The organism is Isoptericola sp. NPDC019571, from assembly GCF_044389385.1.
Lineage (GTDB): Bacteria > Actinomycetota > Actinomycetes > Actinomycetales > Cellulomonadaceae > Isoptericola > Isoptericola nanjingensis.
On sequence record NZ_JBIRXZ010000001.1, the window covers coordinates 573,177 to 597,154 of the forward strand.

21 protein-coding genes are annotated in these 23,978 nt (G+C 74.1%); 8 read left to right on the plus strand and 13 right to left on the minus strand.

What is annotated here, in order from left to right; translation table 11 throughout:
• Positions 1–6: 6 nt before the first annotated feature.
• On the minus strand, positions 7–1,947 hold the full coding sequence (locus tag ACH443_RS02610; RefSeq protein ID WP_430589394.1) for a phosphoenolpyruvate carboxykinase (GTP): 1,941 nt from the start codon (positions 1,945–1,947) through the stop codon (positions 7–9).
• A gap of 129 nt (positions 1,948–2,076) precedes the next feature.
• Here ACH443_RS02610 and ACH443_RS02615 point away from each other — a divergent pair, with 129 nt between their 5' ends.
• Positions 2,077–3,555: a helix-turn-helix domain-containing protein gene (locus tag ACH443_RS02615; RefSeq protein WP_430589395.1), complete on the plus strand. Its 1,479-nt coding sequence runs from the start codon at positions 2,077–2,079 to the stop codon at positions 3,553–3,555.
• Between the two features lie 44 nt (positions 3,556–3,599).
• On the opposite strand, the gene ACH443_RS02620 is transcribed toward ACH443_RS02615, so the two are convergent.
• The 3 genes from ACH443_RS02620 to ACH443_RS02630 all read right to left on the minus strand — a co-directional run bounded on the left by ACH443_RS02620 (position 3,600) and on the right by ACH443_RS02630 (position 7,806).
• On the minus strand, positions 3,600–4,901 hold the full coding sequence (locus tag ACH443_RS02620; RefSeq protein WP_430589396.1) for a hemolysin family protein: 1,302 nt from the start codon (positions 4,899–4,901) through the stop codon (positions 3,600–3,602).
• 149 nt (positions 4,902–5,050) lie between these two features.
• On the minus strand, positions 5,051–5,842 hold the full coding sequence (locus tag ACH443_RS02625) for an ABC transporter ATP-binding protein (protein ID WP_430557273.1): 792 nt from the start codon (positions 5,840–5,842) through the stop codon (positions 5,051–5,053).
• Positions 5,843–5,970: 128 nt separating this feature from the next.
• Positions 5,971–7,806, minus strand: a complete 1,836-nt coding sequence (locus tag ACH443_RS02630; RefSeq protein ID WP_430589397.1) for an FAD-dependent oxidoreductase — start codon at positions 7,804–7,806, stop codon at positions 5,971–5,973.
• Between the two features lie 116 nt (positions 7,807–7,922).
• Here ACH443_RS02630 and ACH443_RS02635 point away from each other — a divergent pair, with 116 nt between their 5' ends.
• On the plus strand, positions 7,923–8,303 hold the full coding sequence (locus ACH443_RS02635; protein ID WP_429765004.1) for a YybH family protein: 381 nt from the start codon (positions 7,923–7,925) through the stop codon (positions 8,301–8,303).
• A gap of 1 nt (position 8,304) precedes the next feature.
• Here the strand turns inward: ACH443_RS02635 and ACH443_RS02640 are convergent, their stop codons facing one another.
• The 6 genes from ACH443_RS02640 to ACH443_RS02665 all read right to left on the minus strand — a co-directional run bounded on the left by ACH443_RS02640 (position 8,305) and on the right by ACH443_RS02665 (position 15,152).
• Positions 8,305–8,778, minus strand: coding sequence for a hypothetical protein (locus ACH443_RS02640; protein WP_430557275.1), 474 nt, complete (start codon positions 8,776–8,778; stop codon positions 8,305–8,307).
• Positions 8,775–10,082 (minus strand): alpha/beta fold hydrolase, encoded by a 1,308-nt coding sequence (locus ACH443_RS02645; RefSeq protein WP_430589398.1) that lies wholly within the window; start codon positions 10,080–10,082, stop codon positions 8,775–8,777. Before ACH443_RS02645 ends, ACH443_RS02640 begins: the two co-directional genes overlap by 4 nt.
• Positions 10,083–10,137: 55 nt before the next feature.
• Positions 10,138–10,644, minus strand: a complete 507-nt coding sequence (locus ACH443_RS02650; protein WP_430589399.1) for a pyridoxamine 5'-phosphate oxidase family protein — start codon at positions 10,642–10,644, stop codon at positions 10,138–10,140.
• Positions 10,645–10,947: 303 nt separating this feature from the next.
• Positions 10,948–12,462: a glycerol kinase GlpK gene (gene glpK / locus ACH443_RS02655; RefSeq protein WP_429765000.1), complete on the minus strand. Its 1,515-nt coding sequence runs from the start codon at positions 12,460–12,462 to the stop codon at positions 10,948–10,950.
• Positions 12,463–12,535: 73 nt separating this feature from the next.
• A complete protein-coding gene (locus ACH443_RS02660; RefSeq protein WP_430589400.1) occupies positions 12,536–13,297 on the minus strand; it encodes an MIP/aquaporin family protein in 762 nt (253 codons plus the stop codon).
• Between the two features lie 109 nt (positions 13,298–13,406).
• A complete protein-coding gene (locus ACH443_RS02665; RefSeq protein ID WP_429764997.1) occupies positions 13,407–15,152 on the minus strand; it encodes a glycerol-3-phosphate dehydrogenase/oxidase in 1,746 nt (581 codons plus the stop codon).
• A gap of 98 nt (positions 15,153–15,250) precedes the next feature.
• Between ACH443_RS02665 and ACH443_RS02670 the strand changes: the two genes are divergently transcribed.
• A complete protein-coding gene (locus tag ACH443_RS02670; protein ID WP_430589401.1) occupies positions 15,251–16,204 on the plus strand; it encodes a sugar-binding transcriptional regulator in 954 nt (317 codons plus the stop codon).
• 57 nt (positions 16,205–16,261) lie between these two features.
• Positions 16,262–16,807, plus strand: coding sequence for an amino-acid N-acetyltransferase (locus ACH443_RS02675; RefSeq protein ID WP_429764994.1), 546 nt, complete (start codon positions 16,262–16,264; stop codon positions 16,805–16,807).
• Between the two features lie 18 nt (positions 16,808–16,825).
• On the opposite strand, the gene ACH443_RS02680 is transcribed toward ACH443_RS02675, so the two are convergent.
• Positions 16,826–17,758, minus strand: a complete 933-nt coding sequence (locus ACH443_RS02680) for an A/G-specific adenine glycosylase (protein ID WP_430589455.1) — start codon at positions 17,756–17,758, stop codon at positions 16,826–16,828.
• Positions 17,759–17,913: 155 nt separating this feature from the next.
• Between ACH443_RS02680 and ACH443_RS02685 the strand changes: the two genes are divergently transcribed.
• Positions 17,914–19,275, plus strand: a complete 1,362-nt coding sequence (locus ACH443_RS02685; RefSeq protein ID WP_430589402.1) for a hypothetical protein — start codon at positions 17,914–17,916, stop codon at positions 19,273–19,275.
• 71 nt (positions 19,276–19,346) lie between these two features.
• Positions 19,347–19,796 (plus strand): GNAT family N-acetyltransferase, encoded by a 450-nt coding sequence (locus ACH443_RS02690; protein WP_430557918.1) that lies wholly within the window; start codon positions 19,347–19,349, stop codon positions 19,794–19,796.
• A gap of 33 nt (positions 19,797–19,829) precedes the next feature.
• Here the strand turns inward: ACH443_RS02690 and disA are convergent, their stop codons facing one another.
• Both disA and radA read right to left on the minus strand, forming a co-directional pair.
• Positions 19,830–20,915, minus strand: coding sequence for a DNA integrity scanning diadenylate cyclase DisA (gene disA, locus ACH443_RS02695; RefSeq protein ID WP_429764986.1), 1,086 nt, complete (start codon positions 20,913–20,915; stop codon positions 19,830–19,832).
• Positions 20,916–20,939: 24 nt separating this feature from the next.
• Positions 20,940–22,370 (minus strand): DNA repair protein RadA, encoded by a 1,431-nt coding sequence (gene radA / locus ACH443_RS02700; RefSeq protein WP_429764985.1) that lies wholly within the window; start codon positions 22,368–22,370, stop codon positions 20,940–20,942.
• Between the two features lie 75 nt (positions 22,371–22,445).
• Here radA and ACH443_RS02705 point away from each other — a divergent pair, with 75 nt between their 5' ends.
• Both ACH443_RS02705 and ACH443_RS02710 read left to right on the plus strand, forming a co-directional pair.
• The gene (locus ACH443_RS02705; RefSeq protein ID WP_430589403.1) at positions 22,446–23,138 is read left to right on the plus strand and encodes a DUF2087 domain-containing protein; all 693 of its coding nucleotides are present in this window, start codon (positions 22,446–22,448) and stop codon (positions 23,136–23,138) included.
• Positions 23,139–23,253: 115 nt separating this feature from the next.
• Complete coding sequence (locus ACH443_RS02710; RefSeq protein ID WP_430589404.1) at positions 23,254–23,880, plus strand: hypothetical protein; 627 nt, start codon at positions 23,254–23,256, stop codon at positions 23,878–23,880.
• Positions 23,881–23,978: the final 98 nt, after the last annotated feature.

Here is a 23,978-nt window from a genome sequence, read left to right on the forward strand (position 1 = left end):
TGGGGGTCAGCCGCGCGCGCCGAGCCGCTCGCGCAGCAGGGAGAGCTGCGCCCAGAGCTGGTCGGGCACGCGGTCGCCGAAGGTCTCGAAGAACTCGCCGGTCAGCGCCGTCTCGGCGAGCCACGCCTCGGCCGGGACGTCGAAGAGGGCGGCGAGGTCGTCGTCGGTCAGGTCGAGGCCGTCGGTGCGCAGCGCGCCCTTTGCGGGCAGCAGGCCGACGGGGGAGTGCACGGCGCCGGCGTCGGTGCGCAGGCCGCGCGCCCGGTCGAGCTGGGTGACGATCCACTCCACGACACGCGAGTTCTCGCCGAACCCGGGCCACAGGAAGCTGCCGTCCTCGCCCTTGCGGAACCAGTTCACCTGGAACACCTTGGGCCGCTTGTCGGCGTCGAGGCCCTTGCCCACCGCCAGCCAGTGCGACCAGTGGTCGGCCATGTTGTAGCCGCAGAACGGCATCATCGCGAACGGGTCACGACGGAGCTCGCCGACCGTGCCCTCGGCCGCGGCCGTCCGCTCGGAGCTGATCGTGGCGCCCATGAAGACGCCGTGGTCCCAGCTCGTCGCCTGGGTCACGAGCGGCACGTTGGTGGCGCGGCGGCCGCCGAAGACGATCGCGTCGACCGGCACGCCGGCCGGGTCCTCCCAGACGTCCGCGATGGACGGGCACTGCGCCGCCGACACCGTGAACCGGGAGTTCGGGTGCGCGGCCGGGGTGTCGGAGCCGGGCGCCCAGTCGTTGCCCTGCCAGTCGATCAGGTGCGCCGGCGGCTCGGGCGTGAGGCCCTCCCACCACACGTCTCCGTCGTCGGTCAGGGCCACGTTCGTGAAGATCGCGTCGTGCGTGAAGGTCTCGACGGCGGTGGGGTTGGTCTCGACGCCCGTGCCCGGCGCGACACCGAAGAAGCCGGCCTCGGGGTTGATGGCGCGAAGGCGGCCGTCGGGGCCGGGGCGCATCCAGACGATGTCGTCGCCGAGCGTCTCGACCGTCCAGCCCGGGATGGTCGGGCGCAGCATGGCGAGGTTCGTCTTGCCGCACGCGCTCGGGAACGCGGCGGCGAGGTGGTACTGCCGCTGCTCCGGCGAGGTGACGCGGACGAGCAGCATGTGCTCGGCGAGCCAGCCCTCGTCGCGGGCCATCGCCGACGCGATGCGCAGCGCGAAGCACTTCTTGCCCAGCAGGGCGTTGCCGCCGTAGCCGGAGCCGTACGACCAGATCTCGCGGGTCTCGGGGTAGTGGACGATGTACTTCGTGTCGTTGCAGGGCCACGGCACGTCGGCCTCGCCGTCCGCCAGCGGGGCGCCCACCGTGTGCACGGCCGGCACCCACTGCTGCCCGCCGTCGACGAGGTCCATGACCTGCGGCGAGACCCGCGTCATGACGTGCATCGACACGACGACGTACGGGGAGTCGGTGATCTCGATGCCGACCTGCGAGATCGGGCCGCCGACGGGTCCCATCGAGAACGGCACCACGTACATGGTGCGGCCGCGCATCGAGCCGGCGAAGACGCCGTCGGGCCCGGTCAGCACCTGGCGCATCTCGGCGGGCGCGCGCCAGTTGTTCGTCGGGCCTGCGTCCTCCTCGCGTTCCGAGCAGATGAAGGTGCGCGACTCGACGCGGGCGACGTCGGACGGGTCCGACCGGGCGAGGTAGGAGTTCGGCCGCTTCGCCTCGTCCAGCTTGATCAGCGTGCCGGCACCGACCATCTGGGCGAGCAGGCGCTGCTTCTCCGCGGGCGAGCCGTCGCACCACACGACCTCGTCGGGCTGCGTGAGCTCGGCGATCTCCCGTACCCAGGCGCGGGGGTCCCGCGGCGACGGGGCGGTGGCGCGCGACGACGCCGCGCCGGCGTGCTCCGCGGGCGCCAGGGCGCTGGGGGCCAGGACGTCCGGGGCGAGCTCGGCGATCGCGAGTCGCGTGCGGCGCGGGTTCGCGGTGAAGGTCATCGGGTGCTCCGTCCGTCGAGGCCCCGGCGTGCGCCGCCGGGTGGGCTGCCTCCAGCGTCCCTCCCCGCCGCACCGACTTTCCAGCGGATCGGCCGTGAAGAAATGCCGATCTTCACGTAACGTCAAACCATGGCTGCCAAGGACGTCCCCGGGGCGGATGCGCCGGACCTCATCACCCTCGGCCGGCGCATCCGGCACGCGCGCACGTCGCGGGGCCTCACGCTCGAGGCGCTGGGGGAGCGGGTGGGATCGGCGCCGAGCCTGCTGTCCCTGATCGAGAACGGGCGGCGCGAGCCGCGCCTGTCGCTGCTGCGCTCGATCGCCGACGCCGTGGGCGTGGCCGTGCCCGACCTGCTCGCCGACGAGCCGCCGTCGCGCCGGGCGGAGCTGGAGATCGCCCTGGAGCGCGCGCAGCGCGGACCGCTCTTCGGGGCGCTCGGCCTGCCGTCGGTCAAGCCCAGCCAGAAGCTCCCGATGCCCGTGCTGGAGCAGCTCGTCGGCCTGCACACGGAGCTGTCGCGGCGCGAGGAGGAGGCGATCGCCACCCCCGAGGAGGCGCGCCGCGCGAACACCGAGCTGCGCCACGAGCGCCAGGTGCGCGACAACTACCTGCCCCAGATCGAGGCGCTCGGCGAGGAGCTGACCCACCGCGCGGGGTACGCGGGGGCGGGCGCCCTCACGCACCGCACGGTGGCGCGCATGGCCGAGCAGCTGGGACTGACGATCCTGCACGTGGACGACCTGCCGCGGTCGGCGCGGTCGGTCACGGACCTGAAGAACGGCCGGATCTACCTGCCGCCGGCGTCCATCCCCGGCGGGCACGGGCTGCGCTCGCTCGCGCTGCAGGCCATCGCGCACCGCGTGCTGGACCACGAGCGGCCGCGCAGCTACGCCGAGTTCCTGCAGCAACGGGTGGAGATCACCTACTTCGCGGCGAGCTGCCTCATCCCGCAGTCGGTCGCGGTGGAGTTCCTGCAGCGACGCAAGCGGGAGAAGGACCTGGCGGTCGAGGACTTCCGTGACGCGTTCGGCGTCACGCACGAGGCCGCGGCGATGCGCCTGACCAACCTCGCCACCGTGCACCTCGGCATCCCGCTGCACTTCCTGCGCGTGGGCGACGACGGCGCGCTGTTCCGCGGCTACGCCAACGACGGGCTGCCCCTGCCGCAGGACGTGACGGGCGCGATCGAGGGGCAGCTCGTGTGCCGGTGGTGGGCGGGGCGCGAGGCGTTCACGCGCCGCGACCGCGCCACCGAGTCCTACCAGTACACCGACACCCCCGCGGGCACGTTCTGGGACTCCGTGCAGACCGGCACCGGCGCGGACGGCCGGCAGTTCTCCATCACCGTCGGCGTGCCGTACGCGCACGCGAAGTGGTTCCGCGGCCGCGACACCCACGTGCGGCACGCCTCCACGTGCCCCGACCCGGCGTGCTGCCAGCGCCCGCCCGCCGATCTGTCGCAGCGGTGGGACGGCGTCGCCTGGCCCAGCGCCCGCATGCACCAGCAGGTGCTCGCGGCGCTGCCGCGCGGCGCGTTCCCCGGCGTCGACGACACCGACGTCTTCGCCTTCCTGCAACGGCACGCCCCCGCCGCCGACCCCTCCTGACGGCGCCCACCATGTTCGGTCGGCAGGTCGGGAGAGCATGCAGGTCAGTCGAGGCGGACCTCGCGGATGCGGCGGTCCTCGACCGCAGTCACGCGCAGGACGTGCTCGCCGTCCGCATCGGGGTGGTCCGTGGCGGGGCCGGCGTCGTCGACCACGACGGCGTCGCCGGTCTCGGCCAAGCGCCCCAGCCGTGCCAGGACGTAGCCCGCGACGGTCTCGTACGGACCGTCGGGCAGCTCGACGCCGGTGAGCCGGGCGAAGTCCTCGATCGTGAGGCCGGCGTCGTACGTGCCCGCCACGCGCACCGCGGCGAGCGGGTCGTGCTCGTCGCGGATGTCGCCGACGAGCTCCTCGACGAGGTCCTCCAGCGTGACGATGCCGTCCGTCCCGCCGTACTCGTCGACGACGAGCGCGAGGTGGGTGCGGGTGCGCTGCATCTCGGCGAGGGTCGGCAGCAGCCGTCCGGTCGCCGGGAGGTCGAGCACCGGCCGGGCGACGTCGCGCACGGTGCGTCGGCCGGCCGACGGCGCCCCCGCGCCGCGGGCGAGGTCGCGCACGTGCACGAAGCCGAGCACGTCGTCGACGTCGTCGCCGATGACGGGGTACCGCGAGTAGGGCAGGTCGCGAGTGCGCTCCTCGGCCGCGGCGAGCGGCAGGTCCGCCCGCAGGAAGACGACGTCGCCCCGGGGGCGCATGACCTCCCCGAGGCTGCGCTCCGAGGCGGCGAACACGTCCGAGAGGATGCGCCGCTCGTCCTCGTGCAGGCCGGGGTGGGCGGCGACGAGGTCGCGCAGCTCCTGCTCGGTGATCTCCTCCGAGCGCAGGCTCGGGTCGCCGCCCAGCAGGCGCACGACGGCGTCCGTGGAACGCGACAGCAGCCAGATGACGGGCCGCATCAGCACGGCGAAGCGGTCCAGCGGCGGCCCGACGGCCAGGGCGACCTGCGCGGTGCGCTGCAGCGCGATCCGCTTGGGCACGAGCTCGCCGAGCACGAGCGACAGGTAGGCGATGACGAGGGTCAGGCCGACGAGCGCGACCGTCGCGGCGGCGCCCTCCGGGAGACCGAGGGACTCGAGCGCGGGGGCGACGTCGGGCGCCAGGGTGGACGCGCCGTAGGCCGCGGAGAAGAAGCCCGCCACGGTGACGCCGATCTGCACGGCCGCGAGGAAGCGGTTCGGGTCGCGGGCGATCCCGGCCACCCGGCGGCCGCGAGGGCCGCTGCGCTCGAGCTGGTCGATCTGCGTGCCCCGCAGCGAGACCAGGGCAAACTCCGTCCCGGCGAACACGCCGCCCAGGAGCACGAAGAGCAGGACGAGCGCGATGTTCCACCAGGTGTCCGCGTCCACCGGGGTCCTCTCGGTCGGTCGGCGGCCGAGGCGCCGACGGTCGCCCCGGTGTCGTCACCCGGTGAACGCGTCGCGGTGCGGCCCGGTTCCGGCGGGAAAGCTCCGGCGGGAACGTCCCGTCGGGAACCGGGGGGCCGCGAGAGACCAGGTCAGCGGAAGCGCTGCGCCGCCAGGGGCGCCGCCTCGGCGAGGCCGCGGACGGCGGGGTGCGCGTCGTCGTCGGAGCCGGCTGCCAGGACGTCGCCCATCGGGCCCGAGGCGACGAACGTGCCGTCCGCGAGCACATGCACGGTGGGGCAGAGCCGCCCGACCAGCTCGACGTCGTGCGAGACCAGCAGCACGGCGGTGCCCTCGGCGCGGGTGGCGTCGGTGAGGCGGCGCACGATCTCGCCGCGCATCGCCGGGTCGACTGCGGTGAGCGGCTCGTCGAGCAGCAGCGCCTCGGGGCGGGTGGCCAGGGCGAGGGCGAGCGCGAGGCGCTGCTTCTCCCCGCCGGAGAGGGAGTAGATCGCGCGCTTCGCGAAGTGCGGCTCCAGCGCGACGTCGTCCAGCAGGTCCGCCACGGTGCGGCCGCTCGCGCGGCCGGCCTTGCGGGCGTCCGACAGCGCGCCGGAGACGGCGCGCTCCACGGTCCAGCGGAGGTCGACGTCGAGCCCGTTCTGCGCGACCGTGCGCACCGCCGCGCGGAACTTCTTCTTGTCGCGCCGGCCGAGCTTGGCGACGGTGCGCCCCTGGAACGTCACGTGACCCTCGCGGATGCGCAGCTGACCCAGCAGCGCCTGCACCAGGGTCGACTTCCCGGCGCCCGACTCGCCCAGCACGCCCACGGGCTCCGCGCCGGGCAGCAGCTCCAGGTCGATCCCCTCGAGGATCGCGGGGCCGCCGTAGCCGACCACGAGGCCGGACGCGCGCAGGATCGGGGCGGGGGAGGTCGAGCTCATGCTGGTGTCACCTTCGTGTGTGCGTGCGCCGGACGACGGGGCCGGCCCGACAGTCCGACGAACGACGGTACCCCGCGGTTCCCGCCGCCCTCGACGGCCGAGGGCGGCGGGGACGGCGCACGGTCAGGTCACACGCCGGCCAGCACCGCCGCGGCGGCGGGCTCGTCGGGCGTCGCGGCGGGGCTGCGGCCGAGCACGGCGGACAGGGCGTCCGCGAGCCACGCCCGCGCCTCGGCCGCCGTGGCGGGAGCGCTCGCCCGACGGGCGGCGACGTGCAGGTCCGGGCGGACGAGCAGCACCCCGGAGTCCTCGATCTCCCGCAGGCCCGCCCACGTCCCGTAGGGGTCCTCGACGTCGCGGCCGGGCCCGATCGCGACGGTCGTGAGGTCGAGCCCGAGCTCCTCGCCGAGCTCCCGGGCGGCGTCGACCCACGCCTCGCCGCCGATCCCGGTGACGACGGCGAACCGCCCGTGCCCGACGAGGTCGAGGGTCGAGACCTTGGCGCCGTCGACGGTCACCCAGGTGTGCGGGATCCGGGCGCCCGGCCACGTGGTGGGCTGGGCGTACAGCTCGGGGTCGAGCGCGTACTCCGGCTCCGGGGTGCCGTCCGGCAGGACCGCGCCCGAGGCGTACCGGTGGTTGTGCTCCACCCCGTGCGCGTCGAATTCGTACTGCTTGAAGGCGATCGCCTCGCGCAGCGCGGCCCGCACGCGCTCGCCGTCCGCGCCCGGCGCCTTGCGGAGCTCCAGCTGGGCCTCGAGCCGCGCGGGGTCGCTCGTGTCCTCGAGCTCCAGCGCGGCCAGGATGCGGCCCGTGTCGGCGATGCTCTGGTTGGCGCGCTCGACGATCTGCCGCGCGATCGGGGCCCGCTCGGCGTCGTAGGAGTCCAGCAGCGCCGGGTCCGCCTGTCCGGCGACGACGTGGGCGAGCTTCCAGGCGAGGTTGTAGGAGTCCTGGATCGACGTGTTCGAGCCCAGGCCGTTCGTCGGAGGGTGCCGGTGGACGGCGTCGCCCACGCAGAAGACGCGGCCCCTCGCCAGGGTCGTGGCGTAGTGGTGGTTCACGGTCCACGGGGACGCGGACTTCACGCGCATCTCGAAGTCGTCGGTGCCCACGAGGTTCACGGCGAGCTCGCGCACGAACTCGTCGGTGAGCTCCGGCGGCCCGGCCGCGACCTCGTAGCCCCACATGACCATCCACTCGGTCCAGGGCTTGATCATGCGCAGCACGCCGAGCCCCACGCCCTCGCGCTCCGCGCCCGGCTGCAGCATCCAGTAGAGGACCGACGGCCGGTGGGCCACGAAGCGGGAGAGGTCCGCCTCGAACACGATGCTCAGGGACCCGCCCACGGCCCCGGGGCCCTCGTAGGGCAGGTCCAGGTGCTCCGCCACCCTGCTCCGGGCGCCGTCCGCGCCGACGAGGTAGCGCGAGCGCACCCGGTACGTCGCCCCGGTGAGCCGGTCGCGGACGGTGGTGGTGACGCCGTCGGCGTCCTGCACGTGGTCGACGTACTCGGTGTCGAAGCGCACGGTCGCCCCGCGCTCCTGCGCCGCCTGCACGAGGATCGGCTCGGTGATGGTCTGCGGGGCGTCGACCATCGGGCACGGGCTCTGCAGCTCGTACCGGGCGCGGCGCGCCGTGTCGGTGCCCCAGGAGGGGATGCGCCCGAGCTCCTCGCCCGCCAGGCTCGTGCAGAACGTCGTGTTGCCCATCGAGTCCCACGGCGTCGCCTCGCGCAGCAGCGCGTCCTCGAGCCCCATGTCGCGCAGCGCCTCCATCGTGCGCTGGTTGGTGATGTGCGCGCGGGGGCTGTCGGCGAGGCGGCCGTACTTGGTCACCACCATGACGCGCGCGCCGTACGTGGCGAGGAAGAGGGCGGCCGAGGCGCCCGCGGGTCCGGTGCCGACGACGAGGACGTCGGTCTCGAGCACGGGGAGGTCGGGGACGGGGGAGTCGTGGGTCATCGCGATCAGCTCCTGGTCGTGAGGGTTTCGACGCCCGCACGGTAGCGAGAACCGGCCCTCACCTGCAGCGACGTCCCGAACAGGTGTGGCGCGCCGTCCGCGGTCATACTGCACGGATGGTGGACCGGGAGTCGGTACGGAGCTGGGTCGCGGGGTACGAGCAGGCGTGGCGCGAGAGCGACGCCGACGCCGTCGCGCGCCTGTTCACGCCGGACGCGCGGTATGCGCGCTCGCCCTACGACCCCGAGGAGCTCGTGGGCCACGACGCGATCCGCGGGTTCTGGACCGTCGACCAGGACTCGGCGTTCACGATGGCGGCCGAGCCGCTCGCCGTCGAGGGCGACGTCGCCGTCGTCCGGGTCGAGGTGGGCTACACCGCGCCCCGGGAGCAGGAGTACCGCGACCTGTGGGTGCTGCGCTTCGCCGACGACGGCCGCGTCGCGGACTTCGAGGAGTGGGCGTACTGGCCCGGAAAGGCCTGGACGGCGGCGACCTGAGTCACGCGCCGTTCGTCTCCCAGTAGTCGAGTTCCACGCGCCACGGCTCGGGCAGGACCGCGGCCAGCGCGTCGCGGAGCGACTCTCCCTCGGCCCGGTGCGCCGCGGCCACTCCACGGTCGTCCCAGCCGTGCAGGTAGTGGTAGTGCCGGTCGAAGGTCGCCGCCCACGCGCGCAGTCTGGCGCCGAGGGCCTCGCCCACGGACTCCTCGACGGCGGCGGGAAGCTCGAGCGCGTGCTTCGGCCACAGGGGCCAGTCCGCCCCGTAGTCGTTCATGAGCCGCACGGTCACCAGGTCCTCGGGCGACGCCGGCGGTGACGGCAGCGGGCTGTCGGGCCACGGGCCGGCGTCCGCCCTCGGCACGAACACGGCGCCCGACAGGGGCGCGTACGCGTACCAGCCCGAACGGGGCGCACCGGCGGGGAGGTCCGGGACATCGTCCTCGGGCCGACTGCCGCCGCTCCTCCTGCTCACGACCGTGCGCCCCCGCGGGCGTCCATGCGGGCGAGGAGCCGGGGGAAGACGTCGCCCAGGCGCAGGCCGTCGTGCTCGAACTCGTTGGTCACCCAGGCGCGAGCGTTCCCGACGTGGGCCGCCGTCTCCAGGGAGAGTCCGGCGTCCACGAACATGTCGTCGTGGTAGACGGCGGCCTCGAGCGGCGCCTCGTTGCGGGCGAGGACGCCGAGGTCGTACAGGTCGGTCCAGTCGGTGCGCGCCGCCAGCGCCTCGGCGGCCGGGCGGAACGGGCGCAGCGCCGAGACCTGCTCGAACATCCAGGGGTAGATCATCTCGCCCGTGAACAGCAACGGCCGGGCGTCGGCGCCGAACGACGCGTCGTCGTCGCGCACCCGCTGCGCCGTCCATGCCGTGGCGCCGGTGCCGGACTGCGCGTAGATCGACTCGTGCAGGACGGCGTACATCGGGTTGGTGGCGAAGCCGGTGGCGGCCTCGACCTCGGCGAGGAACGTGTCGGTCAGCTCGTCGGGCGCGCCCTCGTCGAAGGCCTCGTCGACGATCCAGTGCACGCGCTCGAAGCCCGGCCCCATGCCGAACGCCATGCCGAGGGTCTGGAACCGCTCGACGGTGAGCGGGTCCCCGCCGGGCAGGCGCACGTCGCCGACGGCGAGCCGGTCGGCGATGCGCGCCACGCGGTCGACGTCGTCGGGGTACCGCTCGCGGTAGAGCGCGTTCTTGGCGACCACGCGCGGCTGGGTGCGCCGGTAGACGTCCTCGGCGCTCGCGGTGAGCCCGGCGAGGCCGCCGGTGACGTACGACGCGGCCACGCCGTCCGGTGCCTGGGACAGGTACGTGAGCGTGAGGAACCCGCCGTACGACTGCCCCAGCGTCGACCAGCGTCGGCCGCCGTAGACGGACTTCCGCACGTGCTCGGCGTCGGCGACGATCGAGTCGGCGCGGTGGTGCGTCAGGTGCTCGGCCTGGGCGTCGGCAGAGCCGAGCGCGGTGAGCGCGGCGGCCCGCACCGCCGTCGAGCGACCGGTGCCGCGCTGGTCGAGCAGCACCACGCGGAACCGCTTCAGGGCCTCGCCCACCCAGCCGTCGGGACCGGTCGGGCGCGGGCCCTTGCCGCCCGGGCCGCCCTGGAGGAAGACGAGCAGCGGCAGGTCGTCGGTGCGCCTCGTGGGGTCCACGAGCTCGCGGACGAAGAGGGAGATCGTGCGCCCGTCGTCGGGGTGCGACCAGTCCAGCGGCACCGTGAGGGTGCGGTCGGTGACATGGACGCCGGGGATCGTGGAGGTGCGGGTGCTGGTGACGGTCACCGGGTCAGCCTACGAGCGCCACCTGGGGGCGTCACCGCCGCCGTCACCGAGGCCTTCAGAGCTGGACGGTCTCGTTCTGGCCACCCTCGTACGGCTTGCCGGTGATCTTCGTGGCCACGAGGCGGAAGAGCGTCGCCACGCGGCCTCCGGGCGAGTCCCAGTACTCGGCGCTCGTCGCGCGCAGCCGGACCAGGGCCACGTTCGGGTCGTCGGGACCGTCGGGGAACCATGCGTCGGCGACGGCGTTCCACAGATCGCGGAGCTTGTCGCGGTCGCGCACCAGCGTGACCTGTCCGGCCACCGACACCCAGGACGACGAGCCCGAGAAGGCGGCGTTCGCCGCGGGCTCCTGCCGGGCGTCGGCGGCGAGCGAGGAGTCGGCGGCCGCGAAGAACCACAGGTCCCCGTCGAAGTCGACCGCCTGGACGCCCATGGGCCGGCTGACCAGGGTGCCGTCGGATGTCACGGTCGTGACCATGGCGATCGTCTCGTCCTTGATCAGCTCGCGAACCTTCTCGATCTCCCCCGAGTTAGGGCGGTCCTGGGCGGGCGTGTCACTCATGGCGTCTCCTCTCGCGGCCCGCTTGGTCGGTGGGCACCCCGCGACGCTAGGCGCATCGCCGGATGCTCGCGCGTCGCCCGCCGGATCGGGATCCGCCGCTGACCATGCCCGCCTTGGGCGCTCCGGCAGTCCACGCGCGGGTCACAGCACCAGAGAACCCACCACGCGCCGTAGTCCGAACGCAGAGCGGCGGGGAGGAACGTCGTGCGGGCGGTCGTAGACGTCCCGAAGTGGAGGGCGCCCTGGCGCCCGTGAACGCGACCGCCCGCACGACGTTCCTCCCCGCCGCGGGCTCAAGTGCGACTACTGCACGTCAGCATCAACCCAGTCGAACGTCTTCGTGACCGCCTTCTTCCACGACCGGTAGAGCCGCTCGCGCTCGTCCTCGGCCATGGCCGGCGACCAGCGCTTGTCCTCCGCCCAGTTCGCGGTGACGTCCTCCTCGCCCTTCCAGAACCCGACGGCGATGCCGGCGGCGTAGGCGGCGCCGAGCGCCGTCGTCTCGGCGACCTTGGGCCGCACGACGTCGACGCCGAGCTGGTCGGCCTGGAACTGCATGAGCAGCTCGTTCTGGACCATGCCGCCGTCGACCTTGAGCTCGGTGAGGTCGACGCCGGAGTCCTTCCTCATGGCGTCGACGACCTCGCGGGTCTGGAACGCCACGGCCTCGAGCGCCGCGCGGGCGATGTGGTTGCGGTTGACGTACCGCGTGAGCCCGACGAGCGCGCCGCGGGCGTCGGGGCGCCAGTACGGGGCGAACAGGCCGGAGAACGCGGGCACGAAGTACGCGCCGCCGTTGTCCTCGACCTTGCGGGCCAGCCACTCGACGTCGGGGGCGTCCTCGAACATGCCGAGGTTGTCCCGCAGCCACTGGATGAGGGAGCCGGTGACGGCGATGGATCCCTCGAGGGCGTACACCTGGGGGGCGTCGCCGATCTTGTAGCAGACGGTGGTGAGCAGGCCGTTCTTGCTCGGCACCTTCTCCGTGCCCGTGTTGAGGAGCATGAAGTTGCCGGTGCCGTAGGTGTTCTTCGCGGTACCGGTCTCGAAGCACGCCTGGCCGAACGTGGCCGCCTGCTGGTCACCGAGGATGCCGGCGATCGGCACGCCGGGCACGAGGCCGCGGGGGCGGCCCTGCCCGTACACCTCGGAGGAGGAGCGGATCTCGGGCAGCATCGACAGCGGGATGCCCATGTCGGCGGCGATGTCCTCGCGCCAGCTCAGGGTGTCGAGGTCCATGAGCATGGTGCGCGACGCGTTGGTGACGTCGGTGACGTGCACGCCGCCGTCCGGCCCGCCGGTCATGTTCCACAGCACCCAGGTGTCGGTGTTGCCGAACAGGAGGTCGCCCTTCTCGGCGGCCTCGCGCGCGCCCTCGACGTTGTCGAGGATCCACTTCACCTTGGGGCCGGAGAAGTAGGTCGCCAGCGGCAGGCCGACGATCGACTTGTACTTGTCGGCGCCCTCGGAGCCGCCGAGCTCGTCGACGATCGCCTGCGTGCGGGTGTCCTGCCACACGATCGCGTTGTACACCGGCTTGCCGGTGTTCTTGTCCCACACGACGGCGGTCTCGCGCTGGTTGGTGATGCCGATGGCGGCGAGGTCGGTGTGCGCCAGGTTGCCGCGCGTGAGCGCCAGCCCGACGACCTCGCGCACGTTGCTCCAGATCTGCTCGGCGTTGTGCTCGACCCAACCCGCCTTGGGGAAGATCTGGTCGTGCTCGAGCTGGCCGGTGGAGACGATCCGGCCGGAGTGGTCGAAGACGATGGCACGCGAGCTCGTCGTGCCCTGGTCGATGGCGAGGACGTAGTCAGCCATGGGGGTTGCCCTTCACGTCGGTGTGGGTGGTGCGGGGTGCCGGCCGGGCCGTGGGCCCGGCCGGCGGGGTGGATCAGGAGTAGACGGAACCGAGGAGGCCGGCGAGCACGCCGCCCACGAGCGGGCCGGCGACGGGCACCCAGGAGTACGCCCAGTCGCTGGACCCCTTGCCCTTGATGGGCAGGAGCGCGTGCGCGATGCGGGGCCCGAGGTCTCGGGCGGGGTTGATGGCGTACCCGGTCGGGCCACCGAGGCTGGCGCCGATGCCGACCACGATGAGCGCGACGGCGAGCGGCCCGAGCCCGGACGGCGTCTTGCCCGAGATGACGACGAAGAACACGAGCACGAAGGTCGCGATGACCTCGGTGATGAAGTTCCAGCCGTAGGAGCGCAGCTCCGGCCCGGTCGAGAACACCGCGAGCTTGGTGGCGCCGGGCGCCTCCTGGTCGAAGTGCTTCTTGTACACGATGTAGGCCAGCACCGCGCCGATGATGGCGCCGATCATCTCCGCCGCGAAGTAGATGAACATGTTGCCCACGGTCGGCTCGATCGTGGCGGTGACCCGCCCCTCCGGCCCGGTGAGCGTCGCGAACGGCGACTGCGCGGCGTAGAGCCCGATCGTCACGGCCGGGTTGAGGTGCGCGCCCGACTTGTACGCGGTGAAGACACCCGCGAAGACCGCGAGGCCCCACCCGAAGTTGATGAGCAGCCAGCCGCCGTCAAAGCCCTTGGTCCTGGGCAGGATGACGTTGGCGACCACTCCGGCACCGAGCAGGATCAGCGTCGCGGTCCCGAGGATCTCGGACCAGAACGCCTGCATGATCAATGAGTCCATCGTCGGATCTCTTTCTCTTGAGGGACCACGTTGTCCTCTCCGGGTCGGAGAGAGCCCGCGTCGGGCGGAGCCCTGCGGGAGACCGGCCGGACGTCCGGCCGGGGTCGGGTCAGCCCCGCAGGGGCTGCATGGCGGCGACGTCGGTGGCGCGGAGGCGTACGGCCTCCGCGGTGGCGTCGTCGGGCTCGTGCTCCGCCGCGTCCTCGGCCTGGGCGCGGGCGGTGTAGGCGTCGATCTCGGCCTGCTTGGTCGCGTCGTCCCAGCCGAGCAGGGGTGCCGCGATGTCGGCGATCTCGGGCAGCGCTGCCAGGCCGCGGTCCAGGACCTCGTAGACGAGGCGGGTGCGGTGCAGCAGCAGGTCCTCGAGGTGCAGCGCGCCCTCGTGGCTGACGCCGAAGTGGATTTCGGCGCGCAGGTACGCGGGGGCGTGCTCGAGCGGACGGGCCATCGACGGGTCCTGCTCGCACAGGTCGACGAGCTGGCGCAGCGACGAGCCGTAGCGGTGCAGCAGGTGGTCGACCATCTGCGGCTTCCACCCGTACTTCGCCGCCCAGGTGCGGGCGAGGCGACGCGTGGCCTGCAGGCCGACGGCGCCCAGCAGCGGGATCTGGTGCGTGATCGACGGCAGCGCGGCGGCGCGCTGGCCGATGGCGAAGTCCACGGCGTCCTTCGCCATCACGCGGTAGGTCGTGAGCTTGCCGCCGGCGATGACGGTGAGTCCGGGCACCGGGCTGGCGACGGTGTGCTCGCGCGACACCTTGGCGGAGCTGGTGCCCTCCTTGGTGCCGGGCTGCAGCAGCGGGCGCAGGCCGGCGTAGGTGCCGATGATGTCGTCGCGGGACAGGGGGTGGGCCAGCACCGCGTTCGCGTGGTCGAGGATGTAGTCGATGTCCTGCGCGGTGGCGACCGGGTGGGTCGGGTCCTGGTTCCACGGGGTGTCCGTCGTGCCGACCACCCAGTAGCGCGACCACGGGATGACGAACAGCACCGACTTCTCGGTCTGCAGGATCAGGCCGACGGTGCCCTTGATCCGCTCGCGCGGGACGACGATGTGCACGCCCTTGGAGGCCAGCACCCGCAGGCCGCCGGTGTCGCCGGCGAGCGCCTCGGTGTCCTCCGTCCACACGCCGGTGGCGTTGATGACGTGCCGGGCGCGGACCGTGATCTCCTCGCCGCTCTCGAGGTCCGTGAGAACGGCGCCGTTCACCGCGCCGGTGGCGCCCTTGGTGAGCGCCACGACCTGGGTGCGGGACGCCGCGTGCGCACCGTAGCTGACGGCGGTGCGCACGAGCGTGGACACGAGCCGGGCGTCGTCGACCGACGCGTCCCAGTACTGCACGGCGCCGATGGCGGCGTCGTGCGCGAGGTCGGGGAACTTCGTGGACATCCGCCGGCGCGACAGGTGCCGGTGCAGCGGCATGGCCCGACGCCCCGGGGCGAGGGACGCGAGCGTGTCGTAGAGCGCGATGCCGGCGCCCACGTACGCGCGCTCCCACAGCCGGTGCTCCAGCGGGTACAGGAAGGGCACGGGCTTGACGAGGTGCGGGGCGATGTCCTTGAGCAGGAGGTCGCGCTCGGTGAGCGCCTCCTTGACGAGGTGGAAGTCGAGCATCTGCAGGTAGCGCAGCCCGCCGTGCACGAGCTTGCTGCTGCGGCTGGACGTGCCCGACGCCCAGTCCTGCGCCTCGACGATCGCGGTCGACAGGCCGCGGGTGGCGGCGTCGAGCGCGATGCCGGCGCCGGTGACCCCGCCGCCGACGACGAGCACGTCGAGCTCGCCGCTGGGGGTCTGCGAGCCCTTGAGCGCGGCGAGGGCCTGGGTGCGTGACTCGGCTGTGAGCCGGGTGGAGGCCATCGTGGTTCCTTCCGATCGGGACGACGCTCCCAGAGCAGCACCGCCAGCACGTCCGCGCAACCTGGGTGCACAAACGTGCAGGAGGGCATCATGGAGGCATGGCGAGCTACCGGGAACGCGACGTGGTCATGGCCGCGACGATGTACTACCTCCAGGACATGAAGATGGAGACGATCGCGCGGCACCTGCGCACGTCCCGCTCCACCGTCTCCCGGCTGATCAAGCGCGCGCGGGACACGGGCGTCGTCGAGATCACGCTGCGACCCGGCCCGTCGCGCGCGCCCGGACTCGGCCAGGAGATCGCCGAGCGGCACGGCATCGACGCGTACGTGGTGCCCGTCTCGGACTCCGCCACCGACGACGACCGCCTGCAGCAGGTGTCCATCACCACCGCGCGGCTCCTGGCGCGCTGGTTCGACTCCGACATGGTGCTCGGTGTGGCGTGGGGCACCACCCTCGCCGCGATCACGGAGCACCTGCCCCACAAGCCGACCCGCGGGTCCGCCGTCGTGCAGCTCAACGGCGCCGCCAACACCCGCACCTCGGGGATGAGCTACGCGGGCGACCTGATCTCGGGGTTCGGCACGGCCTTCGACGCGTCCGTCCACTACTTCCCCGTGCCGGCGTTCTTCGACTTCGCCGACACCAAGGCCGCGATGTGGCGGGAGCGGTCGGTGCGCCGCGTTCTCGACGTCCAGGGCCGCGCCGACATCGCGCTGTTCTCCGTGGGGGCCCTCACCGGGGGCGTGCCCTCGCACGTGTACTCCGCCGGGTACCTGGAGCCCGACGACGTGGCCGTGCTGGACGCCGAGGGGGTCGTGGGGGACGTCTGCACCGTCTTCGTGCGCGCCGACGGCACCTACCGCGACATCTCCCTCAACGCCCGCGCCACCGGGCCCGCGCCCGCCGAGCTGCGACGCATCCCGCGGCGGCTGTGCGCCGTCGCGGGCGACAACAAGGTGGCGCCCTTGCGGGCGGCGCTCGCGGCCGGCGTCGTGACCGACCTCGTGATCGACGAGGTCACGGCCGCCGCTCTCGTGGAGGAACCGTGAACGTCCGTGCACCGGGACGCGCGCGCCGCACGGGGATCACGCTCGTAGAGTGACGGCGTGCTTCCGGAACCGCCCGCGGACCGCCGACCCCAGGACCACGGCGCGTCGTTCGCCGTCCGTTCTGCGATGCCGGCCGACATGCGTGCCGTGCGCCGCCTCGTGGAGCCGTACGCCGAGCGCCGCATCCTCCTGGCCAAGGAGATGGTCGGCTACTACGAGGCCGTGCAGGAGTTCCTCGTGGCCGCCGACGTCGACGGGGGCGTCGTGGGGTGCGGCGCGCTGCACGTCATGTGGGACGACCTCGCGGAGGTGCGCACCCTCGCCGCCGATCCGGCGTGGCGCGGCCGCGGCGTCGGGCACGCCCTCGTCGAGGGCCTCGTCGACCGGGCGCGCCGCCTCGGGCTGCGCCGGGTGTTCTGCCTGACGTTCGAGGTGGGCTTCTTCCGCACGCACGGGTTCCGTGAGATCGACGGCACGCCCGTCGACGCCGAGGTGTACGCCGAGCTGCTGCGCTCCCACGACGACGGCGTCGCCGAGTTCCTGGACCTGGCGCGCGTGAAGCCCAACACGCTCGGCAACACGCGGATGCTGCTCGAGCTCTGACCCGCCCACGACGTGGGACTAGGCGGGCAGGTGGTAGCGGCCGGCGTCGTCCTGCTCGACGAGCCCGTCCTCGACCAGTCCGCCGAGACAGCGGTCGACCTGGCCCTGGTCGGGGCCGGAGTCGGCGAGCAGGGAGCGGGGCACGGGCTCGACGGCGGCGCGCAGCGCGGCCATGACGCGGCCGCGCACCTGGCGATCGGTGCCGTGCCAGGCCTGGGTGCGACGGCGGTGGGCGTGCGCGTCGGGCGGGTGGCCGGCGGCGCGCCAGGCGCACAGGTCGGCGACGGGACAGGCCCCGCAGCGCGGCGCCCGCGCGGTGCACACGACGGCGCCGAGCTCCATCGACGCGGCCGCCCAGCGCGCGGCGGTCGCGTCGTCGTCGGGCGCGACGCCCGCGGCGAGCTCGCGCTCCGCGGCCGTGGGGGAGGGCGCGCCGAGCGCGGTGCCGCCCAGCGTGCGGGCCAGGACGCGGCGCACGTTGGTGTCGACGACGACGGAGCGGCGTCCGAACGCGAACGCGCGCACGGCTGCCACGGTGTACTCGCCGATCCCGGGCAGGGCGCGCAGCGCGTCCTCGTCGTCGGGGACCTCGCCGTCGTGCCGCTCGACGATCGCGGCCGCGCACTGCTGCAGGCGCAGCGCGCGGCGCGGGTAGCCGAGGCGGTCCCACGCGCGCAGCACGTCCGCCGTGGGCGCCGAGGCGAGGTCGGCGGGCGTCGGCCACCGCTCCAGCCACGCGCGCCACACCGGCTCGACCCGGACCACCGGCGTCTGCTGCAGCATCACCTCGCTGACGAGCACGCCCCACGGGGTCCGGTCCGGGCGCCGCCACGGCAGGTCCCGGGCGGCGTCGTCGAACCAGGCGACCGTGCGCCCGACGAGCGGGTCCGTGGTGTCCGGGACGGACGGCGTCGGGCGGAGCGGGGCGGGGACGACGGGCACGGCGCCCATTCTCACCCACGAGTCGTCAGACCCACGGCGGGGTGTACCCCGCTGTGAGCCTCACAGCTCGGCGGGTGATGGGCGACGCGGCGCGGCTCCGCCGCAGGTGGGGGCGTGCGTCGTACGGTGGCGCCGCGGCACGGATCGAGACGGAGGGGTGGCCCGTGGCACGTGCGGAGGACGGGCGTCGAGGTGGCGGCACCTCGCGTGGTTCCGGCGCGCGCTCCGGTGCGGGTCGGTCCGGCTCCGCGGGCACGGGACGGTCCGGCGGCGGCACGCGCAGGACGACGTCGGGCGGCGCCCAGGGCGCGCCGAAGAAGGTGGCGAAGAGCACCCCGAAGGGCGCCGCCGGCCGGGGCAGCGCGAAGGGCGCGGCCCAGGGTGGCTCGCGCGGCGGCTCCGCACGGGGCGGCGCGACGTCGTCCGGTCGGTCCTCCGGCGCCGGCGGCTCGGCTGCCCGCTCGTCGGCCGCGCGTTCTTCGAGCACACGTTCCTCGACGTCGCGTTCCTCGACGTCGCGCTCCTCGGGCTCGCGGGCGACGTCGTCCCGCTCGGCGGGAGCTCGCCGGGGCGACCGCCGCGTCGCCACCGCGTCGCAGCTGGTCGCCCCGGGCGGGTCGCGCGCGGGCTCGCGCTCGGCGTCGTCCCGCCGGACGACGAGCCCCCGGCCGCGGAAGCCGGCGCCGCGCCGCGGCCGTCGGTCGCTGATCGTCTCGATGCTGGTCGTGGTGCTGCTGTGCGCGGTGGGCGTCGTCGGCGGCTACGGCCTGGGGCAGGCGGTCGACGGCGCGCGGAGCCTGCTCGCGGGGCCGGAGAGCCTCCCCGCCGACAAGGTCGCGGCCCCCGAGCCGCTGAGGCTGGGTGGTCCGGCCACCACGTGTCGCGCGGACGACGTCGAGCTGCGGCTCTCGTCGAGCGCGCCGACGGTGACGGCGGGGTCCCCGATGTCCTTCATGGTGCGGGTCACCAACGTGGGGCGGGTGCCGTGCCTGTTCGACGGCGCCGCCGCCAGCCGCGCGGTGACGATCACCGACGAGTCGGGCAAGGAGGAGGTCTGGTCGTCCGCGGACTGCTCCGACGGGTCACGACCGCTGCTGCTCGGGCCCGACGGCGTCGACGCCGGCGAGGTGCACTGGAAGTCCGTCCAGGGCTGCGCGAAGAAGGCGCCGGTCGTCGGGGCGGGCACCTACGAGGCGACCGCGTCGCTGGAGGACGTCCCGGGCGCCACCAGCGAGCCGCTGACGATCACCGTCGCGGCGAAGGCCGAGGCGAAGACCGCCCCGACGTCGGACGACGGCACCAAGGACGCGACGTCGCGCGACGAGGCGAAGGGCGCGGCAGACGACGCCGCGACCGACGACGAGTCGCAGGGGGAGACGTCGAAGGGCGACGCGAAGTCCGGCGACGACGCGAAGGCCGACGCCGAGGGCGACAGGTCGGAGGGCGCGACCGGCGACGCCAAGGACGCCGCGGACCGCGCCGCCGACCGCGAGGCCACCGCGGAGGAGAAGGACGCGACCGACTGAGCGGGTCCCGGGCCCGGGCCGGCCCGTGGACCGGCGGGCCCGGCTCGGGGTCTCCGGCGTAGCGTGCCGGGGTGCTCGAACCCGTGCGCCCCGGCGACGTCCCGGACCTGACCGAATTCCTCCGCGGCGCCGACCTCACGGTGGCGGGCCTGGACGCGCCGGCCGTGCGCCTGTGGACCCGGCGTGACGACGCGGGGATCGCGGCGAGCGCGGGCTACGAGCTCAGCGCGGACGGCCGGCACGCGCTGATCCGCAGCACCGCCGTGCGGCGCGACCTGCGCGGGCGGGGTGCGGGCCTCGCGGCCGCGACGTTCGCCGTCGACCGGGCCCGGGAGTCCGGGGCGGCCACGGCGTGGCTGTTCTCACGCCGGTCGGGGGCGTTCTGGCAGCGGCTCGGCTTCACCCGCTCGACGACGGACGCCCTCGCCGCGGCACTGCCCGAGGCGCAGCAGGTGCGGCTGTTCCGTCGGACCGGTCAGCTCGACCGGGAGGTCGCATGGAGCCTGGCGCTGCGGGGGTGAGGTCGGCCGTGCGGGTCCGATGCCCCGGAACCGTCAGACGTAGCGCTCCAGGATGCTGGACTCGGCGAGGCGGGACAGGCCCTCGCGCACGGCGCGGGCACGCTGCTCGCCGACGCCGTCGACGGCCATGAGGTCGTCGACGCTCGCCGCGAGGAGCTTCTGCAGCCCGCCGAAGTGCCCGACCAGTCGTTCGATGATGGCGGCGGGCAGGCGCGGCACCTTGGACAGCAGGCGGTAGCCGTGGGGCGCGACGGCGGCGTCGAGCGCCACCCCGCCGCCGGGCAGCTCCAGGACACGGCCGATGTGGCCGAGGTCGAGCAGCTGCGCGGAGTCGAGGGCGGCGAGGTCGGCGTGCACGCTGGCGAGCGAGCGGCCGCTGCGCTCGAGCTCCACGTAGTCCCGCACGACGAAGTCGCGGTCGGCGCCGATGCCGCCGATGAGCTCGTCGAGCTGCAGGGCGAGGAGGCGGCCGTCGGCGCCGAGCTCGACGACGTACCCGTCGATCTCCTCGGAGATCCGGCGCACCATCTCGAGGCGCTGGACGACGGAGCACACGTCGCGCACGGTGACGAGGTCCTCGATCTCCAGCGCGGAGAGCGTGCCGGACACCTCGTCGAGGCGGGAGCGGTACCGCTCGAGGGTGGCGAGGGCCTGGTTGGCGCGGCCGAGGATGGTGTCCGGGTCCTCCAGCACGTGCCGGTGCGACCCGACGTAGATCGCGATGATCCGCATCGACTGGCTGACCGAGATCACGGGCAGGCCGGACTGCTTGGCCACGCGCTCCGCGGTGCGGTGGCGGGTGCCGGACTCGCTGGTCTCGATCGACGGGTCGGGCAGGAGCTGCACGGCGGCACGACGGATGCGGGTGGCGTCGTGGTCGAGGACGCACGCGCCGTCCATCTTCGACAGCTCGCGCAGCCGGGTGGCGGAGAACTGGACGTCCAGCTCGAAGCCGCCGGAGCACATCTGCTCGACGGTCTTGTCGAGTCCGAGCACGATGAGCGCGCCGGTGCGCCCGCGCAGGATGCGTTCCAACCCGTCGCGCAGCTCGGTGCCGGGGGCGACCGCGGCGAGGGTCTCCCTGAGCAGGGCATCGGAGTGCACGGAGGAGGGAGCCACGGGGGAATCCTACGACGTCAGGGGTCACTCGCCCCGGCGATCCGCCGATCGGACGCCGACCCCGGCGAGCTCGACCGCCTCGGCGAGGTGCCGGGCCTCGAGCAGCTGCATCCCGGCGGGCGCCTTGACCGACGTCCCGGCGGGGACGACGGCGCGCACGAAGCCCAGGCGGGCGGCCTCCCCGACGCGACGGTCCAGCCCGGTGACGGGCCGGATGTCGCCCGCGAGGCCGACCTCGCCGACCGCGACGGTACCGGTGGGCAGCGGCTCGCCGGTGCGCGCGGAGACGATCGCGAGGGCCGTGGCGAGGTCGGCGGCGGGCTCGGTGACGCGGGCGCCGCCGATGGTGGAGACGTAGACGTCCTGGTCGGCGAGGCGCAGGCCCGCGTGCCGGTGCAGGACGGCGAGGATCATCGCCAGCCGTGACGACTCCACGCCGCTCGTCGTGCGCCGCGGGTTGGCGAGCGGCGACGGGGCGACGAGCGACTGCAGCTCCAGGGCGAGCGGGCGGCGGCCCTCGAGCGTCACGGTGACGCACGTGCCGGGCACGCCCGCGCCGAGGTGGGAGAGGAACAGCCCGCTCGGGTCGCTGAGCCCGATGATGCCCCGCTCGGACAGCTCGAAGCAGCCCACCTCGTCGGTGGGGCCGTACCGGTTCTTCACGGCCCGGACCATGCGCAGCCGCGAGTGCCGGTCGCCCTCGAACTGGCACACGACGTCGACCAGGTGCTCCAGGGTGCGCGGCCCCGCGACCGTGCCGTCCTTGGTGACGTGCCCGACCAGCAGGACGGGCACCTGCCGCGACTTGGCGACGGCGATGAGCGACGCCGCCACCTCGCGCACCTGGCTCACGCCGCCGGGGGCGCCGTCCACCTCGGCGGACGCGATGGTCTGCACGGAGTCGACGACCAGCAGGTCGGGCTCGTTGGCCTCGACGTGGCCCAGCACGGTGCCGAGGTCGGTCTCGGCGGCGAGCAGCAGCGTGGGAGCGAGCGCGCCGACCCGCTCGGCGCGCAGCCGCACCTGCCCGGCGGACTCCTCACCCGTCACGTACAGCACGGTCCGGGCGTCGCGGCCGTCCGCGCCGCGCGCGTAGGAGGCCGCGACGTCGAGCAGCAGGGTCGACTTGCCGACGCCGGGCTCGCCGGCCAGCAGCACGACGGCGCCCGGCACGAGGCCGCCGCCCAGCACGCGGTCCAGCTCCGGCACCTGGGTGGGCGCCGCCTGCGCGGCCGCGACGTCGATGTCCCCGATCGGCCGAGCCGGGGCGCGCCCGGGGCTGGTGGCGACCGTGCGCGGCCCGGCCGACGCCGGCCCCTCGTCCGTGACCGTGCCCCACTCCTGGCACTCGCCGCACCGGCCCACCCACTTGGGCGTGGTCCACCCGCACTCGGTGCAGCGGTAGCCGGGGCGCGACTGCTTGGCGCGGGTGCGGGACGACGTCGTGGTGCTCACGTCGTCAGACGCTAGGGGGCGGCACCGACAGCGGCCTCTCGGCGGCCCGTGCGCGCCGCGCGCGATGATGGCGACATGTCCTCAGCGCCCCCGGACGTGAGCCGGTTCCTGCACGACGGCCGTCTGGAGACGATGCCCCGGCGCCGGGAGCACCGCCGCACGGTGGCCCGCTGGCTCGCGCACGCCGCGCTGCCGGCGCTGCTCGACACGGTCGGCGAGCGGGAGCTCACCGACCGGCTGGCGCGGCTCGCCGACGACCCGGTCGGGGTGCGCCGGGCGCTGGTGGACCTCGGCGTCGTGCACCGCACCCGCGACGGCGCGGAGTACTGGCGCACTGAGGTCACCGAGTTCGACGACGTCGGGTCGCCCGACGACGCCGGGCACGTGACGCTGCACCTCGACGGCGGCCGGGTCCACTCGATCGCCTCGTTCTACGACGAGCTGAACCGCGTGTTCATGGCGGGCGAGGGCTGGCGGCTCGGCCCGAGCCTCGACGCCCTGGACGACCTGCTGCACGGCGGCTTCGGCGCCGCGCACGGCGCGGACCGGGTGACCGTCGTCTGGCGCGGGTTCGCCCGCTCGCGCGAAGCGCTGGGCTTCGCGGCCACGCGCGACCACTATCGCGCGAAGGTCGCGGACCCACGCTTCGACACCGCGCTGTTCCAGGGACGGCTGGACGACCTCGAGGCCGGGCGCGGCAAGACGTACGCGGAGCTGGTCCTGGAGGTCTTCGCCGACCACCCTGAGGTGGAACTGCTGCTGCGCTGAGCGCGGCGGGCCGGCACGCACGGGCGACCGACACGCGGCGGGCGGACGCGGACGATGCGGCGGGCCGCGCCCTAGGCTGCGTCCTGCACCGCCGCCGACCCCGCAGGAGGACATCGTGAGCCAGGCACGCACGGGCGGGAACGGTTGCCCGTCGCCCGAGGTGTTCCGGCGCCGGCGCATCGTGGTGGCGTCGGCCGCGGGTGCGCTGGTGCTGGTGGTCGTGCTGCTGACGGCGTTCGTGTGGCCCGGGTTCGCGAAGAGCGAGCCGGAGCCGCAGGCCACGGTGACCGCGCCGGTGCCGACGCCGACGATCTCGCCCAGCGGGCGCCCGAAGGACCAGACGGCGTTCGTCAAGGCGCAGCCGGACTCGGTGCTGGCGCTGGCGCTGCGCGAGGTCACGGAGGACAAGTCCTGGGAGGACGACGCGGACGCGGTCGAGTCCTGGCAGCTCGTCTACGCGGACGGTGCCGGCGAGGGCGCGACGACGGTCCAGGTGCACGCCGGCCAGTGGGAGGACGACGAGGCGGCGACCGCTGCGTACGGGGCGCTGGTCAAGGCGGCGGGCGAGCCGACCGGCGAGGGCGAGGTGTCCGTCGACGGCAAGGCCACCGGCGCGTACGTCGTGACGCCCGGCTCCACCGAGGGCTCCGCCGTCGTGACCTGGCGCAACGGCACCGCGGTGCTGCAGGCCACCGGCCCGGCGGACGTCGTCGAGGGCTTCTACTCCGCTTATCCGTTGTAGTCCGCCGTCCCCCGCGGCGACGTACCGTGGTGCCCGTGAGCGAGCAGACTGACGAGCAGGCCGGTACCCCCGAGAACACCCAGGTGGGCGGCGTGAGG